The organism is Streptomyces sp. NBC_01549 (assembly GCF_026339955.1).
Classification (GTDB): domain Bacteria; phylum Actinomycetota; class Actinomycetes; order Streptomycetales; family Streptomycetaceae; genus Streptomyces.
Genome location: NZ_JAPEPW010000005.1, coordinates 185,441 through 204,868, shown reverse-complemented (window position 1 = coordinate 204,868; position 19,428 = coordinate 185,441). Strand labels below are relative to the sequence as shown.

The window sequence follows — 19,428 nt, the reverse complement described above, 5'->3', positions numbered from 1 at the left end:
TGGGTTCTTTGACGGTGACCCACCCGTTCCACGCGCTGGCGGGCCAGCAGTTGGACATTCTGTTCGTCAAGCGGCGCAGTGGCGCGCTGGTCTTCGTCTGCGCGTACGGCGTAAGCCGGAGTGTGACGTTGCCGCAGGAGTGGACGGATCGCGGCGGGGAGCCGGGCGGGGACCGGCTCGCGGTCGAGGGGCTGAGTGCTCTTCGTGCGCTGGTGGATGCCCTGGTGAGCCGTGGTGCTGGCGCGAGCGGAGGCGGATCCTGATGCGACGAGAGTTGTGTCGCGCATCAGCCCCGGGGCGGGCGGAAGCGAGGGGCCGTGCCGTCATCACCGCAGTGCCGCGTGGAGATGGTGATGGTGCTGGCCAACATGGTCGAGTCCGCGTTGGGAGGCAGCCGTGATCGTGAACGGGACCTCGAAGATCACAGCGTCCCACCGCTTGAGGACAGCGGCGGTCTATCTGCGGCAGAGCACGTTGATCCAGGTCCGCGACAACACCGAGTCCACGTTGCGGCAGTACGCGCTGGGCGACGAGGCGGTCCGGCTGGGCTGGGACCGCGAGGATGTGCTGGTCATCGACGCGGACCTGGGCCTGTCGGGGAAGTTCGGGCAGGTCCGGGAGGGTTTTCGCGATCTGGTCGCCAAGGTCTGTCTGGGCGAGGTCGGAGCGATCTTCGGCCTGGAGGTCTCGCGTCTCGCGCGGTCCTCGGCCGACTTCGCCCGGCTGCTGGAACTCGCGCGGCTGACGGACGTACTGCTGATCGACGACGACGGGGTCTACGACCTGACCAACTTCAACGACCGACTCCTGCTCGGCCTCAAAGGATCGATGAGCGAGGCCGAGCTGCACATCCTGTCGAGCCGGCTGCAGGGCGCGAAGCGGGCCGCCGCCGAGCGCGGCGACCTGCGGTCCCCGCTGCCGGTGGGCTACGTCTACGACGACGAGGGCAACTGCGTGATCGACCCGGATATGGAGGTGCAGGCCGCGATCCGCGACGTCTTCGCCGCGTTCGCGGCCGGCGGCTCGGCCTACCAGGTCGTCGCAGCATTCGTCGACCGACGCTTCCCGCTCCGCGCCTACGGCGGCGCGTGGGCAGGCCAGTTACGGTGGGGCAAGCTCACCCACGCCCGGGCACTGGGGGTACTGAGCAACCCTTGTTACGCGGGCACGTATGTCTATGGCCGCAACACCACCCGGCGCCGGGTCCAGCCGGACGGCAGCGTGCGCACCAGCCTGACGCGGGTACCCCGCGAGCAGTGGCCGGTGGTCCTGCATGACCACCACGAGGGCTACTGGACCTGGGCGGACTACGTGGCGGCCGAGGCGAAGCTCAAGGCCAACTGCACCCGCGACGGCGCCAGGCCGGCGCGTGAGGGACTGGCCCTGTGTCAGGGGATCATGTTCTGCGGATCGTGCGGACGCCCGATGACCACCCGCTACCACTCGAGCGGCCGGGCTGCCTACGAATGCTCGCTGTCCCGGGCCGACCACGAGGCCACCGCGACCTGCCGCTCGATCCGCGCCGACATCGTGGACGACGCCGTGGTGGCGGCACTGCTGGAAACCCTCAGCCCTGAGCACATCGAGCTGGCCCTGGCCGCCGCCGACGAGGTCGCCGGCCGGCACACCCGCTCGCACCGCGCCGCCGAGCTGGCGGTGGAGCGAGCCCAGTACGACGCGGACCGCGCCGAGCGGACGTTCACCGCCGTCGATCCGGAGAACCGCATGGTCGCCCGCACCCTGGAAGCCCGCTGGGAAGCCAGACTCGCCGCACTCGACCAGGCCCAGGCGGCCCTGAACAGCGCCCGCGAAGCCAAGCCGGCCCTGCCGGACCGCTCCGCACTGCAGGCCCTGGCCGCTGACCTGCCCGGACTGTGGCACGCCCCCGACACCAGGGACCGCGACCGCAAACGCCTGCTGCGGACACTGATCTCGGATGTGACCCTGCTGCCCGAGACCGACCGGGCCCGCGCCCGGGTCGGGGTGCGCTGGCACACCGGCGCCACCGACGAACTCGCCCTGACCCGCCCCCGGCTCTCGGCCGACATCCGGCGGACCCCGGCGGCGGCGCGGGAGTTGATCGCGACCCTGCGTCCGGACCACAGCGACGAGCAGGTCGTCGCCGCGCTCGCCGCCGCCCAGCTGACCACCGGGACCGGGCGCCCCTATGACGTGGCGGCCGTCAAGTGGGTCAGCTACACCTACAAGATCCCGGCACCGGTCCCGTTCCGGGACGGGGAGATCTGCGTGAATCAGGCAGCCCAGATCCTGGGCATCACTGCGGACGCCGTCTACTACTGGCTCACCCACGGGCGCCTGGACGCCCGCAAGGATTCCGGCGGCCGCTGGTGTATCCCGTGGAATGACCAGGTCGAAGCCAACTGCCGCCGCCAGATCGACACCTCCGGCCACCTCACCCCCCGCCCCACGACACCGCCGCAGACCTTGCCCGGCGAGGTCAGCGTCCAGCAGGGCGCCGCCCACCTGGGCGTGGTCGAGCACGCCCTCTACTACTGGATCCGCTGCGGACGGCTGACCGCGCGCAAGGACGTCGGGGGCCGCTGGTGCATCCCTTGGGACGACCAGGTCGAAGCCGACTGCCGGGACTGGATCACCCACCCCGAGCAGTTCATGCCCACCGGGCGCCGCCCACTGCCCGCCGAGGCCGCCCGAGCCGACGAGATCAGCATTCCCGAAGCAGCAGCCCGCCTCGGAGTCCTCGACGCGGCCGTGCGCTACCAAGTACGTATCGGACGCCTGCCCGCACATCGCACTCCCAGCGGCCGCATCGCCATCCCCTGGAACGACCAGGTCGAGGCCGCGTTGCGGGCCGACCTGGACCGGCCCAAACACTCCGGCCCCACCGGCCCCGGCAGTCACCCACTGCCCGACACCACCACCGCACGCGGCGAACTGAGCGTCCAGCAGGTCGCCGACCGGCTCGGCGTCCGCGCCGGCGCGGTCTACTACTGGATCGCCCGCCACCGCCTGGACGCCCACCGCGCCGCCGACGGCCGCCTGAGCATCCCCTGGACCAGCGACAACGAGGCCGCCGGTCTCCAACTCGCCGCCCAGACCATGAAATCCGACCTCACAACCCGAACACCCACAGCAGGAGGGGCAGTATGAAGCCACCATGCCCGTGGTCGCTGACCGGGTCGTTCAGGCCGCGCTGAAGCTGGTGCTGGAACCGATCTTTGAGGCCGACTTCAAGCCGGTCTCCTACGGGTTTCGGCCCAACCGGCGGGCTCAGGACGCCATTGCTGAGATCCACTTCTTCGGGACCCGCGGATACCGCTGGGTCCTGGATGCGGACATCCAGGCGTGCTTCGACGAGATCGATCACACGCCGCTGATGGCCCGCGTCCGAAGCCGGATCAAGGACAAGCGGGTCCTTGCCCTGGTGAGGGCGTTCTTGAAGGCCGGAGTGCTTACCGAACTCGGCGAACTTCAGGACACGCACACCGGGACGCCGCAGGGCGGCGTCATCTCTCCTCTCCTGGCCAACATCGCCTTGTCCGTGCTTGATGAGCACGTGCACCGGGCCTGGGAGCCAGACGGTGTGATGGCGACACAGCGACGGCGCGAGCGACGTCGCCTCAAGGATCTGCCGAACTGGCGGATCGTCCGTTACGCGGACGATTTCGTGGTTCTGGTCCATGGGACCGCGCAGGACACCGAGGCATTGCACGAGGAGATCGCGCACGTGTTACTACCGATGGGGCTTCGGCTGTCTCCAGCGAAAACCCAAGTGGTGCACATGAGCGAGGGATTCGACTTCTTGGGGTTCCACATCCAGTGGCGCCGCAAACGAGGCACGAATAAGTGGCACGTCTACACTTTCGTCGCTCAGCGGCCCTTGCGGTCGGTGAAGGCGAAGATCCGTGCCCTGACCCACAAAACGTCACAGCAGGACCTGGGTTACGTGCTGACCAGCTTGAATATGGTCATGCGCGGGTGGGCCAACTACTTCCGGCACGCCGTCGCGAAGAACACTTTCAGCACGTTGGACAACTTCACCTGGTGGAGACTGATCCGCATGTTGCGCGAAAGGCATCACTGGACGTGGTCGGACGTCCGTCGGCGGTTCACCACTGCCTCCGGGCGGTGGCTGCCGATCACGGCGGGTGAGATCGAGCTGCGGAAGATCAGCGAAATCCGGGTCACTCGGTATCGCTACCGCAGCAAGTCGATTCCCAGCCCTTGGCTCTTGCAGCAAACCTGACGGCAGAGGCCGTGGAGAGCCCGTTGCGTTGAGAGGCGCACGGCGGGTTCGGCGAGAGGTCCGGAGAAACGGACCGAGAGTGATCTCGGCACCGCGCTCCGGGCCTACTCAGCGGGCCGTGCTGGAGCTGTTGTTGCCGAAGGGCAAGAAGCCCGGGCGGCCACCGAGATGGACCAGGCGGCAGCTGATTGACGGCATACGCTTCCGGGTTCGCACGGGCATCCCGTGGCGGGACATGCCCGAGAAGTACGGGCCATGGGGGCGGGCGTACGACCTGTTCCGCCGCTGGCAGCGCAACGGCACCTGGCAGCGCATCTTCACCGAACTCCAGGTCAGGGCCGATGCGAAGGGCTTGATCGCCTGGGACCTCAACATCGACTCCACCGTCTGCCGGGCCCACCAACATGCCGCCGGAGCGCGGAAAAGGGGGATCTGCAGAAGGAGCCGCCCGGCGGCGTCGCCACCGAGCCTGACGACCACGGCCTCGGGCGCTCACGCGGCGGCCTGACCACCAAGCTGCACCTGGCCGTCGAGCAGGGGCAGAAGCCCATGTCTATCGTGATCACCGCCGGGCAGCGCGGGGACTCCCCGCAGTTCGAGGTCGTCCTGAGCCGCGTCCGGGTGCCCCGGCTGGGGCCCGGCAGACCGCGCACCCGGCCGAGGCGAGTGCGCGCCGACAAGACACCCCATGCAGCTATCGGGTCAAGCAGCTGCGGTGAGTGGTGATGGTTTCGGTGGCGCGAATGCGATCGCCTCGTTGAACTTCTGGTGGGTGGTCAGGCAGTGGTGGAGCTGGCCGAGCATGCGGTTGAAAAGGTTTCGGAGAGCCGCGTAGTAGCGATCGCCGGTCTGCCTTCGGCGGTTGTAGTGGTCGTGGGCGCCGATTGAGGCAGTGAGTGCGGCGAAAGCCCAGTGTCGGCCGGTTGCGGCCAGGCGGCTGTTCTTGATCCGGCGGTGGCTGACGCGGCGGCTTTTGCCGGACTCGCGCGTCACGGGGGCACTTCCGGCGTAAGCCTTCAGATCGCGGGCTGTGTCGAACCGGGTGCGGTCGTCGCCAATTTCGGCGAGGAGCCGGGCACCGGTCAGCGCGGCGAGACCCGGGAAGCTCGTGATGATCTCCGCGTCGGGGTGCTGAAGAAAGAGCTCCTCGGTGGCGCTCGCCAGCTCGTCGCAGGCCCTGCAGGCGGCTTCGAGCTGGGCGAGCAAGGCAAGTGTTTGGTGTCCCATCGCCGTTTCCACCAAAGCCGGCTGACGAAGCCAGGTCCGGCGGAACACCTCGAGCAGGCGGTCGGTCTCGGCCTCGATCCGGCGCTGGCGGCCAGCCTGTTTGACGGCGGCTTTGAGCTTGCTGCGGGCGAGCTTGGCGGCTTTGGCCTGTGTGGGCGCGATCGCCAGTATCGCTCGAGCCTCTCGTGCCAGTAGCTTCTCGCGCTTGTCGGCAAACGCTTCAAGGACTGCCGGGTAGTACTCGCGCAGATGCGAGCGCAGCCGGTTGTGGGCACGGGTGCGGTCCCAGACCGCGTCCTGCTGGGCTCTGGCGAGGACGGCGATCGCCTTGACCAGCTCAGTGCGTTGTGGCAAAGGGAGTCCCTGTTCGATGAGCAGGGGCTTCTTCGTGTGCGGGGCATGATCGCGACGGGGTAGGGGAGGCAGCGGACGGCGTGTTGTGGATCGAGGAGGGTGCGATGCCGTCGGTGCTGGGGTTGATGGAACGGCGTGAGGCGCGGGCGAGGCAGGATCTCGAGTCCTGGACGGAGGTCCTGGAGCAGGCTCAGGCGGAGGTGGATGCCGCGCGGGAGTGAGTCGAGCGGGCCCGGGTGGGGCGTGAGGAGCTCGTGTCGGTGCTGGCGGAGGAGAGCACGGTGAATATGCCGGTTTCCGTGCCTTCGGGTGGTGAGACGGCTGCCGCCGTGGGATCGAGCGGCCCCGGCGCGGGGCATGGCGAGCGGCCGCCGGTGTGGCGGTCGGGCATGGGTGAGGAGGTGCTCAGCGGCCTGTACCGGGAGGTGTTCGCCGCGGTGGTGGCTGCGTCGGGGCCGGTGAACGGGGTGGAGCTGACGCGGGCGGTGGGCCGGGAAGCGGAGATCAAGAACGAGGTGGAGAAGATCCGTCACCGTGCCTACGTGCTGGAGAAGCGGGGCTGGCTGGTGCGGGCGAAGGACGGACGGTTCATGCCCGCGCCCGCAGCAGTCGGCCGGGGCGCTTCTCCGGCCAGTGCGGAGCGTCCCCGGCCAGGCGCCGGGACAGCCTGATCACGGCGGCCCACCACACCATCTGGGCGTGGTGGTCGGGGCGGCGTTCGTGGTCGCGGTTGAGGCGGCGTGAGCGGGAGAGCCAGCTCAGCGTGCGCTCCACCACCCACCTGCGGGCCAGTACGACAAATCCGCGTCGCCCGTCAGAGCGGCGCACGACCTCGACGCGCACTCCGTGGCATGCGAACGCCTTCGCCAGCGCCGGACCCTGGTAGGCGCTGTCGACCCACACCAGCTTCAGCAGCCGGCCGGGCTGGTCCATGAACGTCTCCAGCAGCGCGGGGGCGGCCTTGGAGTCGTGCACGTCGGCCGTGGTCACGGTGACCTCGAGCAGCAGACCGTCGGTGTCGGTCAGGACGTGACGCTTGCGCCCGTCACGTGCCTTGCCGCCGTCGTATCCGCGACTGTCCTCGCCGACGGTCTCGGAGGCGTCCACCGACTGACTGTCGATGACTCCCGCACTGGGCTCGGCGTTGCGGCCTGAGCGTTCCCTCGCCGTGCGGCGCAGGCGTTCGTGCAGTTCCCGCACGTAGTCGCAGGCCCGCCAGCGGCGGAAGAAGTCGTAGACCGCCCGCCAGTACGGGAAGTCGACCGGCATGGCCATCCACTTCACGCCGTTGTCGACCAGGTAACGCACAGCGTCGAGCATCTCACGGTGGCAGTACGCCTCCGGACGCCCGCCCTGTCTGAGCAGCCAGGCCGGCACCGGCACGGGCTGTCGGTGAAGAGGGCGTGGTGGCGCCAGACGCCGAACAGTTCGGCCTGCCCCTCGGGCACGCTCTTGGGGTTCAGCCGCTTCACGCGGCGCACGATCAGCCGGACGGTGGTGTGGTATGCCTTCTTCTTGCTGGTGAAGGCAGTGAAGGGGACTTCGGCGATCTCGGCGTCGGAGATCCAGCGTTCCTCCCGGTCGTCCCAGACGGCGGCGGTGTACTTGATCGGCGCCCAGGCGTCCTCGGCGATGTGTGCGATGGCCTCGCGGATCTTCTTCCTGACCGCGACCGCGAGCGAGAACCGTGCGCCGGCCTTGCGGCAGACCTCGACGACCTTGTGGGAGAAGTACGCGGAGTCGGCGCGGACGATGATCTGGGCGGTGATGCCCATCGCCCGCACGGTGGCCAGCGCCTCGCGCAGCAGACTGGCCGCACCCTTGCCGGAGTTGGCAGAGCCCTTGCGCAGCCTCGTTGCCACGATCACCGGCGCGCAGGTGCCCGTCTTGACGGTGACGATCTGGAAGTGCAGGCCGCGCTGTCTGGTGTAGCCGAACGAGGCGCCCTGCTTGGCTGGTCCGTAGACCTGCTTGACCTTGGAGTCGATGTCCACGAACACCACCTCGTCTCCGGTGGGGACCAGGCCGGTGTGCGTGGCGAGGTTGCAGGTGAACGCCCGTGCGGCTGACTGCAGTTGGCGTACGTGTCCCCAGGTGAAGGCGCGCAGGAACGTGCCGAGCGTGGAGGGCGCACGCACCCCGCCGAACAGGCGGGACAGGCCACCGTGGCGAAGAACGTCCAGGTCCTCGATGCTGTCCGCCCCGGCGATCATGCCACCCACGATCGACAGGGCCTTCGCGTCGGCTGCCGTACCGGCACCGTTGGCCGCGCCGGTGAGCTTCACCTTCTCGGCCACCAGCCGGGGCAGCCCGCACCGCTCGGCCAGCCGGATCATCGGGACCAGCCCGGCATGCGCGATCAGGTCCGGGTCGTCGAAGGCGGCGAACAGGGCCGCCGGGCTGTGGGAGACTTTCACTTACGAGGTGCCTTGCTTCGTGGGACTGATGAGGGTGTAGGAACTCCCATCATCCCAGGTCAGCGGGCACCTCTTCTTATTTCGTCGTCCACAGACCGACTATCGCGCGGTGGATCCAGGCTGAGTTAGTAGGAGAAGCCATGGGAAGTGCGAATTTTAACATCTTCACCAACCAATTCTTTCGCGAGAAAAAAAGCGCCGCTCGCGTCCCAGAGATAGTACATGCGAGCCCGGTAAATGTACAGCGCCGATTCGGCAACAAGTGGCTCAGAAGTGCGCAATTCGGCGAAAGTGAAGGGGTATCCTCGATTGCCCCCGAATTCGGTACTTGGGATATAGGGCGACTCTGACTGGAGAATCTCTTTGTATGTTTCGTTCCCCTGGTAGGCTCTGTTTATGTTCTCCCGAGAGACTTCGATTATCCAATCAGGAACAGGCCAGCTGGAAATGTCTCTCGTCAGTGGCGGCAGCGAATTCATGGTAACGAAACCGGAGTAACTCGATTTCCATTGCGATGCAAAGCGTTCCCTTCTTTGGGATGCCAAAGTTGAGTCTGTTTCTGTCTGAGCGACCCTCAGGTCGTCTGGGAGAACTCCAGTATAGTCACGCGTGTACCATTTCGTGTCCGGCAGCGGACTGTCGGTACGGTCGCCCTCTACATCGCCCGGCATTTCCCCCGCATCCGGTCTGGGTGTCCCCGCCGCACGGGCATCCTGCCCGTGCGGCGCACGGGCAGGATGCCCGCTCAGCGGGACCTGCCGTCGGCTTATTTGCGTCAGGCTGCCGACAGCTCCGGACACGCCGCGTTGAGCTTGGGCGGCTCGCACGCCGTAGACAAAAGTCATCGCGGTCGTCGCCGAGGGGCTAGCACCTTCCTGGGAGCTGTGGGTCTGCCGGAACCCTGCGGCGAAGAAAGGACGACGCCAGCCTCTCGCCGGCAATCTGCTTGAGCCCGCCGACTCGCTCTCCCGCTGTACTGACACTTCATTGGAACCACGACCCACTGCCCGACCCGCGTCACGCACATCCAGCGATGAACGACGCCCGCTTTCGCCGACGCTGCTACTCTGCCGCTCTTCACCGTCGTCCGATGGCCTGAACGGCGAGGAAAAGAAGTTCCCAAGACGCCTGCCCACCCCGCCGCGCAGACGTGGCGTATGGAATTCGTCGGGCCCGAAAGGTTCGCCCGGCGCGGGTGAGGGCGCACGCAGGCCCGAGGACCGGCCCGGCGCGGGTGAGGGCGCATGTCTGCCAGCGGGGCCTGCCGCCGGGGGCCCCACGGGACCAGTGGCGGCCCGATTGCCGGGCTGCCATCCACCCGAAACCGGGGCCAGGGAGCCTGTCCCGGCCGGGCCAGGCTCCCTGGCGAAGCCTGCTGCGGATGGCGGGCGGGGCAGGCCCGCGGTTGCCGGGGAGGTGAAGGGCTGTCCGCTCAGTGAGCCCCGGCGGCCTCCGCCGCTACTGTTGCTGGGGCCGGCTACCGGGTGGCGTGTGCCGCCCGGGGGGTTCCTGCTGACGGCGTATTGCGCCGGACGGGCACTGCCCAGGGCCGAAGCGGGGCGAGCGGACGGCTGTGGGTTCGGCGCGGGTGAGGGCGCATGTCTGCCAGCGGAGCCTGCCGCCGGGGGCCCCACGGGACTCCGATAGCCCTCAGGAAAGACCGGGCGGGGTTCCGTGGCGCCAGGTGTCGCCGAACGCCGAAGCCCGACCACACCAGCGGCGTCCGTCCCGGCCAGACCAGAACGCCGGCCGACCACGTCACGACCCGGGCCCGACAGACCAGACCTCGAAGGCTCTGCCCGCCCCACGACGGGGCCGGCGCCGGCACCGGCCGACGAATCCCGCACACCCAACGAAGAACGACGCCCACTCCCCCCAGCACCACCGGCACCACTCCGCCTGTCACCGCCGCCCCCCGACGACCCGAACGGCCCGGACGGCCCGGACGGCCCGGACGGCCCGGACGGCCCGGACGGCCCGGACGGCCCGGACAACGAAGAAAAGAAGGCCCCCGCACCCCTGCCCGCCCCCCCACGCAGACGCAACAGACCAGCACCATCAACCTCTCCGCCCGGAACGCCCCCGGAACCAACCGCGGAAGCGGAAGACCCCGCCGCCGGGTGACCCGAACGGGAGAACAGCCGGTCCATGACACGGCGCAGGGACCCGCCACCGCTCCAGCCACTGCTGCCACCCCTCGGACGCATCGGCTCTCCGGGTGACCTGCCCGCAGAGGAAGAGGCGGCCGAAGCGGGACGGCCCCCGCCCAGGGCCGAAGCAGGGCGGGCCCCGCCCAGGGCCGAAGCAGGGCGGGCCCCGCCCAGGGCCGAAGCGGGACGGGTGGCGGGAGCGGGGGGACGGGAGGCTGCCGGCGTCAGGGAAGCGCTGGTCCCGCGATCACGGGAGAAGAAGAAGGATCCGCCGCCGCTCACGGACGTGCTCGCCTCGTGTCCGCCAGTGCCGACGGGCCGTTGACCTTCCGGCCCGCCGGTGCCGAGCCGCCGCTCCCTCAGCAGCGCCGAAGGAGCCTGCGGGGGACCGGCAGGGAAGGGCCTGGCCCCCGCAGCCGCGAGCCTGCCGTCACGCGAGGTGCTGGGCATACCGGAGCCAGTCACACGCGAAGGCCCGGGCACGGGCCCGCTCCCGCTCCGGCTGGGTAGCCGGGGAACAGCAGGACGGGCAGCGGGAGCCGGGGGAGCCGGTACGGACGGCGGGGAAAAGCCGCTGCTGTGGCTGGTTGCGCGGGGGCGGGTGGAGAAGAAGGAACCACTGCCGCCGGCCACGGACGCGCCTGCGGCGCCGGCCCCGCCGCCGGCCGGCCGCCAAGGTTCCGCCCGTCCGGTGCTGAGCCGCCTTTCCTGTCGCCAGGCGGGGGCGGACGGGGCCGTCGGCACAGGTGGCATACCAGGCATACCCGCAGCCGTTCCCCCCCGTGGCGCCGCTGACCGAATTTGTTCGGCCGTCCCGCCCCGCCCGGCCGGCCCCGCCGCCGGGAGCCGGGAAGCCGTGCCCGCCTGAGGTACTGGTTGTGCGCTGGACGGCCTTCGTGGTGGCTGGACGACGAAGAATGGGGAAGGCTGTGGGCGCTCTGGAGGAGCGATGCTTCTGAACGTGCGGGACGCTTCCCGGACGAGCACGTTCGATGGACCGTCGCCGGATTCGTGGCTGATCCCACCGCGCCGCATCGAGACGTGCCGCGCCCCCCAGTCGTCCCGTCCACTGGTCAACTTGCTCGTGGGTCTGGGGCGGCCGGTTTCCGGATTTACCCGGATGCGCCCCTCTGCGACACGAGCCCCGAATCGGCCGCCCAGCAGCTGACCCGGGGGGCCTTTCGGGGCTCTTGGTGCAGTCAGGGGTTTTGCCACGTCTGTCCGGTCGGATGTCCTGTCGGCGGCGTGACGTTCTTCATCCATCAGGTGGCGGAGCGCCTGCAGAACCTGATCGTAGGCCGGGTCCTGGGCGCGCGCGGTCAGGTCGGTGAAGTATTTGCCAAGTGTTGTTCCTGGATCACCCGCCTCGGTAATGGCGTCGGCCACGAAGCGGATCCGGCCGGAGCTGAGTTCCACGGACAGATGTTTTTTCTGCTCACGCAGTTCTACGACAAGATTTGCGTGAGCTTCTGCAATTCGATCCTGCAGGTGCTTCAAGCGTTCAACCGGGAACGTGTACGCGGGAAGTTTCGTCCCGGAGTAGCTGGCGTCCCGGATGCCCTCAAGTCCGAATGAAAGAAGATGGGCCACCTTGGCGGTATCACCCAAAATCCGTTTGATGCCATTTTCGCCGAGAAGTTCCCTGATGTCTTCCATCACCTCGACTGTAAGCCTGGGTTCTTGCGCCCAGCGGTTTTCCAGCACACTTTCGCTGGTTTGGATTTTTTCGTATAGCTCAGGTGCCTCGTCTTCGATGGCCCGCGCCCACCGCGTTTTACGAGTAATATATTCCGTAACTCTCTGCAATCTGCGTGGTGCCTCGGAATGATGATCGGGGTATGGCGTCTCATCGGTCTCCACCGAGAAGAACGAACGACGGAGTAGCATAGTCAGGTTGAGGGTGTTGGGCCCTTCCAGGACTCTGGGCAGCGTGCCGATCCGATAAAGCTGCCGGAAGACGTCCTGGGGCAGCGCGCCCGCGCGAACTAATAGGACATCTCCGTTTCTCAAGTTTTTGATCTTCCCTTCCAGGTCATCGGCTTCGAGATCGGCACGGAACAGCCATCGTTTAGCGTATTCAGGGGTGAACTCTATCGCCACATTCTTGATGGCCATTACGATGGCACCCCGCCTTCCCGCCGGAGCCTGTAGCATGGATTCACGGATCCCGTGAGCGAGCGTGTTCAAGGAAGACTCGCGCACCAATTCAGATATACTGTGCAGCCCGTACACAGGCATGAATTCAACACGCGCAGTTTGACGAGTTGTCGCGGCTACGATGGCCTGCATCCCCCTCGCCGAGGCCCCATTCGCCCGCCCCATGCTTCTACTGATTAAGTCTCTGATTTCACCCGGTGTTTGCCGCGGTATTTCGAATTGATACATTGCATCTCTTCTGATCGCGCGCGGGCCAGTCTCCGGAACCTTCACATCTGGCTCAACCGACCACGGTCCCAGAAGCCGTGTCTTCAGCTCGCTATTCGGCCCGGTGCGCGTGAAGAGAATTCGCGGCGCGTGCTTCCAGAGGAATGGCTGGAGAAAAATAGCCCGGTCAGCGCCCAGGAAGTCCAACAGGGCGGTAGCCTCGCCCGAATCATCACCCAACGAGTCGTTCGCGGCGACGAAAACCAGCGCCGAATCTGCACCCTTGCCAATTCGCAGATTATGGGGATCTTGCCGGGCGTCAGAGCTGTTGAATTTTTCCTCAATCCGCCTGATGCCCTCCCGTTGAGATTCGAATATGAGTACGTCAAGATCACGCTGCATATCTCGGGAAGCAACTACGGTTATGTTGCCCCAGTATCCGTTCTCCCTTAAGGAGGCTATCGCATGAGGGGTCGCCGACTGGTGTCCATAATGCGGCGTATCCTCCACATAGAAAATGACACTCTTCAGATTCCCGAGGAATCGACGCACCTCAGCGTCGCCCTCTCTGGCCGGCGTGTAACCGGTTCGCTGGGGTGGTGCTACCGGACCGGGTCTCTCATAACCTGATTCCTTTCCGGTCGGAGCTCTCAGGTAGCCTCCCAACGAATGGTCAGAAAGCCGGCGTGCTGCCCGCCTGGCGGCGTTGTCCCCCGGCGTTCCTTTTCGGGGAGCGGCATCTCGAACAGTCAACGAGTGGTCGGTCGCCCATTGCGCCGGACGGGCGCTGCCCAGGGCCGAAGCGGGGCGAGCGGGCGGCTGTGGGTTCGGCGCGGGAGAGGGCGCACGTCTGCCGGTCCCCCCTGCCGCCGGGAGCCCTTGGGGACCAGCAGCGGCCCGGCTGCCGGAAGGCCGTCCGCCCAGGCTGGGATGCCGGATCTGGGCGGCAGAGCCCGGGCGCTGCGGGTCCGGGGGGAAGAAACCGGCGGGGCGCGACGGGCCGGCGTCACCGTAGTTGCTCGCGCGGCGGTCCGTTCCGCCCGGCAGGAACCCCGTCGTACGCGCCGTTCCGTAGGTCGAGGCAAGCTCCCGGGACCGGAGCATTGCCTCCTGCGCGCCCTTGGTCGCGTAGACATGGGCGACGAGTTTGATCATATGATCCAGCAGGTCACGCCGGTGGGCAGCCGCCGACTCCGGCGCATCCCCGCGCGACAGCAGACCATGGTGATCCATGTTCACCTGTCGCGCGGCCCAGACCAGCTTTTCATCGGACAATTTCCCTCGTGCGTCGATTGAGGCCAGGGTGGTCTTGTCCGCCTTGGTCAGGTCGCTGGGCCCGGCCGGGGACGCGGCCCGCCCTGCGCCGGCCGGCGGCGGCGACCTGAAGTCCCGTACGGCGGGAACCGGGCCACCGGACGGATCGCCCACCGCAGGCCCGGGCCGCGAACGCTGTGCCCGGCCCTGGGCCGCAGTGCCGTGCGGGGAAGGGTCATCACCGGATCGGGCACCGCTTCCGCCGGGCGGACGCGTCAGCGGATCCCGTCCGGCGCTCTCCCCGGCTCCCGACGGCTCGGCGTCCGGCGCGTGGTAGGGACGAGCGGTGTGCCCGCCGGTGCGGGCCCCCGCACCCGCGGGTGGTGTGCTTGGACGTGTGCCGCCGGACGCCGCGGCGTCGTCGGTCCGGGCCGGTGTGCCGGGGTCTTCCCGTCCGGGGCCGCCACGCGTTGCCGGGGACCGGTCCGGGACATGCTCGGCGGCAGGAACCCCGGAGGTGACGGCGGTGACGGAGGTGACGGCCGTCGGTGACAGCGGCCGGCCCGCCGTGGTCCCGCCGGCCGAGGCCGTCTTGGTGGTCTCGCCGGCTCGTCGCGAGCCCGGGCCGGAGGCGCTCTTGTCGCCGACGGCGTCGGTCTGCGCAGCGCGGTCCGGGCCAGGTGTTCCCGGCCCTCGTGTGCTGCCGTCCCCGGCGTCGGTGGCCGCGGTGGCGAGCCCCGCCGCCCGGCCGCCGGCACCCACCGCCCCGGCCGGGACCACGCCGTCGCCGTGCGCGGGACCAGGTCCGGGCGGGGGCCCTGCGGCACCCCTCGTGCCGCCCTCGCTCACCGACCCGGCACCCAGGGGTGAGTCACTGCCGGGGACAGGCGCTGTCCCGCCGTGTGCCGTCATCCCACTGCCGGGCCCCCCGGTACCGCCGCCGCGACGACCGCGTCCGGCTGGGGCCGGCCGGCGGCCCGGAAGAGATCCGGCCTCCCGGCCGCCGCGGGCACCGCCGACGCCGCGGTGTGCTCCGCGTGGGCTGCCGGCCCGCGTCCGCCCACGCCTTCGGTCTCCCTGACCCCACCGGAGGGCATCGCGCGTGCCTCGGTCCGCGCGAGGGTCGAAACGGCGGGCTCCGCCCCGGGAGCGGCGGGCTCCGTCCCGGGATGACCGCTGCGCAGCTCAGTGTGGAAACCGGGCAGTCCACCGGGCACGGCCGCGCCACCCGCCGTGACCGGCCCGGTCGCGGACGTCCCGGCTCGCGGCGGTCCCGATTCGGCCCGAGCCTGCCCGGACACCGTGACATCCCCGGCCCCAGCCCCGGCCCCAGCCACGGCCCCAGCCCCGGTCCCAGCCACGGCCCCAGCCCCGGTCCCGGGAGCGGCGACCGGACCCGTCCCGCCCGCAGCCACCGGCCCCACCTGCGCCTGCGCCTGCGGCGGCCCGGCCGCGCGGGAGGAGACACCGGCATTCACGGATCCGCCGGAAGACACGAACCGTGACATGCCAGCCGGAACCACCGACCCCGGCAACCCCGTTCCCGGCAACCCCGATCCCGTCGCCCCGGGAACCGTCGACCCGGCTCCAGCCGGCCCCGTTCCCGCCGTTCCTGTTCCCGCCGTTCCTGTTCCAGCCGACCCCGTCGACCCCGCCCCCGTTCCCGGGACCGTCGACCCGGCTCCCGCCGCCTCCGGCTTCTCCTTCGTGTCGCCGGTCTTGAAGTCCTGGTCCGTAAACCCGCCACCGCCCTCACCATGGGGGATGTCGATGTGGGGAACGTGGATGTGGGGGCGTTCGGCCATGACACCGACCGCTCCCGAGATGAAACCCAGTCCCAGACCACCGTTGTAACCCGAGGCCGCGTTACCGATGACCGTGGCACCCAGCCCCGCCGCCCCGCCCACCGCGGCCCTGGCGGGCAGCGACCTCAGCCCCGCGGCACTCTTCCACTCCGTGAAGTTCTCCGTCTTCCACGCCGGCCGCGTCACCGCCGGCGGCGTCACCCAGCTCGTCATCTCCGCCCGGACCTCGGCCACACGAATGACCCGCTCCGGGCCCTTGAGGCCCTCCGCGTCAGCCCTGCGCGCCCCGAACTTCTCCCCCAGCCTGCCCACCGCGGACTGCACCCCATGGATCAGACCCGCGCCCAGCACGCCACCGGCCACACCCGTCAACGCGCCGAACGCCGTGGCCTGCGTGTTCCACGACTGCCGCACCCCCGCCGCCATCTGACCCGCCTGGATCCCCACGTCCAGACCCACGTTGAAAGCCGTGCCCGCCAGCGCGCCGTTGACCATCCTGCCGCCCAGCTCACCCGCCGAGCGCGCCACACCCTTGTCCACACCCAGCCGCTCCAGCAACTGCGCGATCCGGCTCGCGGAAGCCGCACCCGCCGCCTGCAACGCACGCGAGAACGACGCACGCGCGGCCACCGAACGCAAAATCCGGCCCAGCAGCGTCCTGGCCACCACCGCCGCCGCGGCCTCCACCGCCTCGATCAACGCCGAAACACCCGGCACCCACGACCACGGCAGCAACGCCGCCAGCTCCGCCGCCAGCCAGATCATCACCCCGATGATCATCAACTTGCCGTACTGGATCTCCGCCGCGGTCGACTTCGCCGAATCCCCCAACGCGGTCGCCGTCTCCACCAGATCCGGTATCACGGACGACAGCCGGTCCAGCAGATCCGTCATCGCCTCACCGGCCGGACCGGTCGCACTGGCAGCCGCACCGGGAATCACACGCCGCAACGCCTCAAGGATCTCACCCAGCAGCCGGGCCGCCTCCTGGTCCAGCTGCCCCAGCTCCCACAGGAGCCCCTCCTTGACCTTCGGCCACTCACTACCCACCACGATCTTCGCCAGCCAGGCCAACGCCCCCGGCACCTCGATGGTGTCCACGCTCAGCCGTCACTGAGATCGGCGGCGATCTTTCCGGTCGTCTCATCCACCTGCTGGAACACACCCGCCGTGCCGTGCGCCGCGTCCGCCGAACCCGCACCCAGCGGCCCCAGACCCTGTATTGCCTCCACCAGCCCCTGCTGAGCCGGCAGGAAACTCTCCCTCAACTGCCGGCCCTCCTCACCATCACCGATGAACATCCCCCGAGCCCAGCTCCCGCGTCCGCGCCTGGAGCCGGTCCGCGAGCTCCTTCCACCGCTCACCCAGCTCACCCAGGGCCGACCCCACCCGGGCCATCGCCTCGGCGTCATTCCTGACCGTCTCGCTCATCACCGACCACCCCTCGCCTAGGCAGAACACACCCCGCGACCCAAGCATCCGAACCGCCGTCGCACTGCCGTCCCGGGCGCAGCCTGCCCTTCTGGCCGCGAGGAAGTGCCCCAACGGGCCCGTGGTCAGGCGGCGGCGCCACGAATTCACGGGCTACTTCGGTGGTGCGCGGTCGGCGCTGGCAGGTTGTCTCCTGGCCATCGACGAAGCCCGACCGTCGGTTAGGTCCCGGACGAATCTCCGGGCCGCCCCCAGACAGGCCGGGGATGCAACCATTCCCTTCAGAGCTGGAACCCCCGGAAGCCGACCGCGCGTGAGAGACCATAACCGCGGGCACTGACAACGGACCTGCCGGTGATCGACGGTATGGGTGCGCGTTCCCGAATCGAGAGTGCCGGCCGGCCGCTCACGGACGTAACACCTGGCCGGGCCGGCCTTCGCCGTTGCGCCGCCGTCCATCTCGAACCAATCGCGACGGGGATCGTCAACTATCGTCTGCGGCTGTAGACGTACGTTCGACAAGGAGAGCCGACCCGTTGAACCGAGCCTCGGCCGGCAGGTCTCGTACGGTGGCGATCGGTGCCGCCGCGTCGCGGCCCTGCACACTGGTCGTCTGCCGTGGGTGTTGCTGCGGCGATCCGCGGAAGTATCCCGACGACGATCACGTCTGGCAGCTGGAGCGGTTGCGGGCCGGGGCCGAGGCGTCCGGGGGACGCTTCGTGGTGCGGACCGTGGACTGTCTCGGACCCTGCGACCAGGCCAATGTCGTGGTCGTGCAGCCTTCGGGGGACGCGCGGCGCCGGGGTGCGCGGGCGATCTGGATCGGGTTCGCGATGGGGGACGACTGCACCGAGGAGCTGGTGAGTTGGGCGTCCGCCGGAGGGCCGGGGGTCGCCGAACCTCCGGTCGCGCTGGAGTTGCAGTTCGTCCGGCCGCCGCGCGAGGCACGGGCCCGTACGCGTCGCTGAGGCGACGTCGGTCTGCCGGCCGCCCTCTGGAACCACACCTCCCCGTGCGGCACTCTTCTCCCTCGTGGGGACCCTTCCGTATCAAAGCCCGTCGACCGACACGACCGCGCACATGGTGGTGGCCGGTGACGACGCCCTGGCGCACCGGCTGGCCGCCGAACTGCGGGGTGTGTACGGCGAACGGGTGACCCTCGTCGTGCCGCCCACCCAGCGCAGTGTGCGGCCGCCGGTGGTCGGGCGGGCGCGGGCCTCGACTCTGTTCGACCGGATGTCCGCGGCGGTGAACCGGGCCGCGGGCAACGGGGAGGGTCCGCCCAACCGGACGGCCGAACCCGCCGGTTCCGAGCGGGTGTTGGAGGCCACCGAACTCACCGAGTCCGTACTCGCCGAGGCGGGTGTGGAACGGGCCGCCGCCCTCGCACTCGTCCATGACGACGACGAGACCAACATCCGGGCCGCGCTCACCGCGCGCCGCCTCAATCCGCGGCTGCGGCTCGTCATACGGCTCTACAACCGGCGCCTCGGGCAGCACATCGAGGAACTCCTCGATCAGGCCTCGGCGTTGGCCATGACCGTGGCCGATGGTGAGGGAGACGGTGGCGGCGGGAGCGGGGGGATCGGGTTCGATGCCTCCACCACCGTGTTGTCCGATGCCGACACCGCCGCGCCCGCGCTCGCCGCGACCGCCGTCGCCGGGACCAGCAAGGTCGTCCAGACCGATGGGTTGATGCTGCGGGCGGTGGAGCGGCCGCCGCCGGGGCCCGGTGAGGTCGCCGATCCCGGGCTGTGCACGCTCGCGCTGCTGTCCGCCACCACCAACGACCCCGCCGGGGCCGACGGTTCGGAGAGCAGCGGGTCGCAGGGGCCTCGGCTGCTGCCCGACGAGCGGGCCGTGGCGGCGGCCACCGGGCGCGGGACCGTCGTCCTGGAGACGGTGTCGTACGCCGCGTCCGCGCCGTCCGCCGGGCGCAGCGTCGTGCCCTTCGGCTCGCTGCTGTCGCGGCGGCTGCGCTGGTCGTTCGCCGGACTGGTGGGGTGTGTGGTGGGGCTGGCGGTCGCGTCGATGCTCGTCACCGGGGAGCCCCCGCTGCAGGCGACCTATCTGACGTTGCTCGATCTCTTCGCCATCAACAACCCCGCCATCGGTCAGCCCATCGGGCGGCAGATTCTTCAGTGCGTTGTGGCAAAGGGAGTCCCTGTTCGATGAGCAGGGACTATTCCGTGTGCGGAGCA

At 69.3% G+C, this 19,428-nt stretch carries 15 protein-coding genes and 1 pseudogene; 9 read left to right on the top strand and 7 right to left on the bottom strand.

Going from position 1 to position 19,428, the window contains the following annotated elements; genetic code table 11:
- Positions 1-14 precede the first annotated feature (14 nt).
- The 4 genes from OG819_RS55835 (at position 15) to OG819_RS59005 (ending at position 4,733) form a co-directional block, all read left to right on the top strand.
- Complete coding sequence (locus tag OG819_RS55835; protein WP_266648312.1) at positions 15-263, top strand: DUF5372 family protein; 249 nt, start codon at positions 15-17, stop codon at positions 261-263.
- Positions 264-396: 133 nt separating this feature from the next.
- Entirely contained in the window at positions 397-3,129 is a 2,733-nt protein-coding gene (locus OG819_RS55830; protein WP_266648310.1) for a recombinase family protein, read from the top strand.
- A gap of 7 nt (positions 3,130-3,136) precedes the next feature.
- Positions 3,137-4,225 carry a group II intron reverse transcriptase/maturase gene (ltrA, locus tag OG819_RS55825; protein ID WP_241756759.1) on the top strand — a complete coding sequence of 363 codons (1,089 nt, stop codon included), beginning with the start codon at positions 3,137-3,139 and terminating at the stop codon, positions 4,223-4,225.
- Positions 4,128-4,733: a transposase gene (locus tag OG819_RS59005; protein WP_323139492.1), complete on the top strand. Its 606-nt coding sequence runs from the start codon at positions 4,128-4,130 to the stop codon at positions 4,731-4,733. Before ltrA ends, OG819_RS59005 begins: the two co-directional genes overlap by 98 nt.
- Positions 4,734-4,927: 194 nt before the next feature.
- On the opposite strand, the gene OG819_RS55815 is transcribed toward OG819_RS59005, so the two are convergent.
- The gene (locus OG819_RS55815) at positions 4,928-5,806 is read right to left on the bottom strand and encodes a transposase (RefSeq protein WP_266657838.1); all 879 of its coding nucleotides are present in this window, start codon (positions 5,804-5,806) and stop codon (positions 4,928-4,930) included.
- A gap of 254 nt (positions 5,807-6,060) precedes the next feature.
- Here OG819_RS55815 and OG819_RS55810 point away from each other — a divergent pair, with 254 nt between their 5' ends.
- Complete coding sequence (locus tag OG819_RS55810) at positions 6,061-6,477, top strand: hypothetical protein (protein ID WP_266656376.1); 417 nt, start codon at positions 6,061-6,063, stop codon at positions 6,475-6,477.
- Here the strand turns inward: OG819_RS55810 and OG819_RS55805 are convergent.
- The 3 genes from OG819_RS55805 to OG819_RS55795 form a co-directional block, all read right to left on the bottom strand.
- The gene (locus OG819_RS55805) at positions 6,395-7,126 is read right to left on the bottom strand and encodes an IS5 family transposase (protein WP_266656374.1); all 732 of its coding nucleotides are present in this window, start codon (positions 7,124-7,126) and stop codon (positions 6,395-6,397) included. The genes OG819_RS55810 and OG819_RS55805 overlap by 83 nt on opposite strands.
- Positions 7,087-8,223: an IS1380 family transposase gene (locus tag OG819_RS55800; RefSeq protein WP_266656372.1), complete on the bottom strand. Its 1,137-nt coding sequence runs from the start codon at positions 8,221-8,223 to the stop codon at positions 7,087-7,089. The genes OG819_RS55805 and OG819_RS55800 overlap by 40 nt, the downstream gene beginning before the upstream one ends.
- Before the next feature lie 125 nt (positions 8,224-8,348).
- Positions 8,349-9,068 carry a hypothetical protein gene (locus OG819_RS55795; protein WP_266657836.1) on the bottom strand — a complete coding sequence of 240 codons (720 nt, stop codon included), beginning with the start codon at positions 9,066-9,068 and terminating at the stop codon, positions 8,349-8,351.
- 2,550 nt (positions 9,069-11,618) lie between these two features.
- Between OG819_RS55795 and OG819_RS55790 the strand changes: the two genes are divergently transcribed.
- Both OG819_RS55790 and OG819_RS55785 read left to right on the top strand, forming a co-directional pair.
- A complete protein-coding gene (locus OG819_RS55790) occupies positions 11,619-11,948 on the top strand; it encodes a hypothetical protein (RefSeq protein ID WP_266657834.1) in 330 nt (109 codons plus the stop codon).
- Positions 11,949-12,887: 939 nt separating this feature from the next.
- Positions 12,888-13,190: a hypothetical protein gene (locus OG819_RS55785; RefSeq protein ID WP_266657832.1), complete on the top strand. Its 303-nt coding sequence runs from the start codon at positions 12,888-12,890 to the stop codon at positions 13,188-13,190.
- A gap of 1,709 nt (positions 13,191-14,899) precedes the next feature.
- On the opposite strand, the gene OG819_RS55780 is transcribed toward OG819_RS55785, so the two are convergent.
- Genes OG819_RS55780 through OG819_RS55770 form a run of 3 tightly spaced genes read right to left on the bottom strand, consistent with a single transcriptional unit; the run spans position 14,900 to position 17,227 of the window.
- The gene (locus OG819_RS55780) at positions 14,900-16,897 is read right to left on the bottom strand and encodes a hypothetical protein (protein ID WP_266657830.1); all 1,998 of its coding nucleotides are present in this window, start codon (positions 16,895-16,897) and stop codon (positions 14,900-14,902) included.
- 2 nt (positions 16,898-16,899) lie between these two features.
- On the bottom strand, positions 16,900-17,097 hold the full coding sequence (locus OG819_RS55775) for a hypothetical protein (protein WP_266656364.1): 198 nt from the start codon (positions 17,095-17,097) through the stop codon (positions 16,900-16,902).
- Positions 17,084-17,227, bottom strand: a complete 144-nt coding sequence (locus OG819_RS55770) for a hypothetical protein (RefSeq protein WP_266656362.1) — start codon at positions 17,225-17,227, stop codon at positions 17,084-17,086. Before OG819_RS55770 ends, OG819_RS55775 begins: the two co-directional genes overlap by 14 nt.
- Positions 17,228-17,763: 536 nt before the next feature.
- Between OG819_RS55770 and OG819_RS55765 the strand changes: the two genes are divergently transcribed.
- Positions 17,764-18,195 carry a (2Fe-2S) ferredoxin domain-containing protein gene (locus OG819_RS55765; protein WP_266656360.1) on the top strand — a complete coding sequence of 144 codons (432 nt, stop codon included), beginning with the start codon at positions 17,764-17,766 and terminating at the stop codon, positions 18,193-18,195.
- 112 nt (positions 18,196-18,307) lie between these two features.
- A pseudogene (locus OG819_RS55760) lies at positions 18,308-19,369 on the top strand (NAD-binding protein); the annotation flags it as partial.
- Positions 19,370-19,428 lie beyond the last annotated feature (59 nt).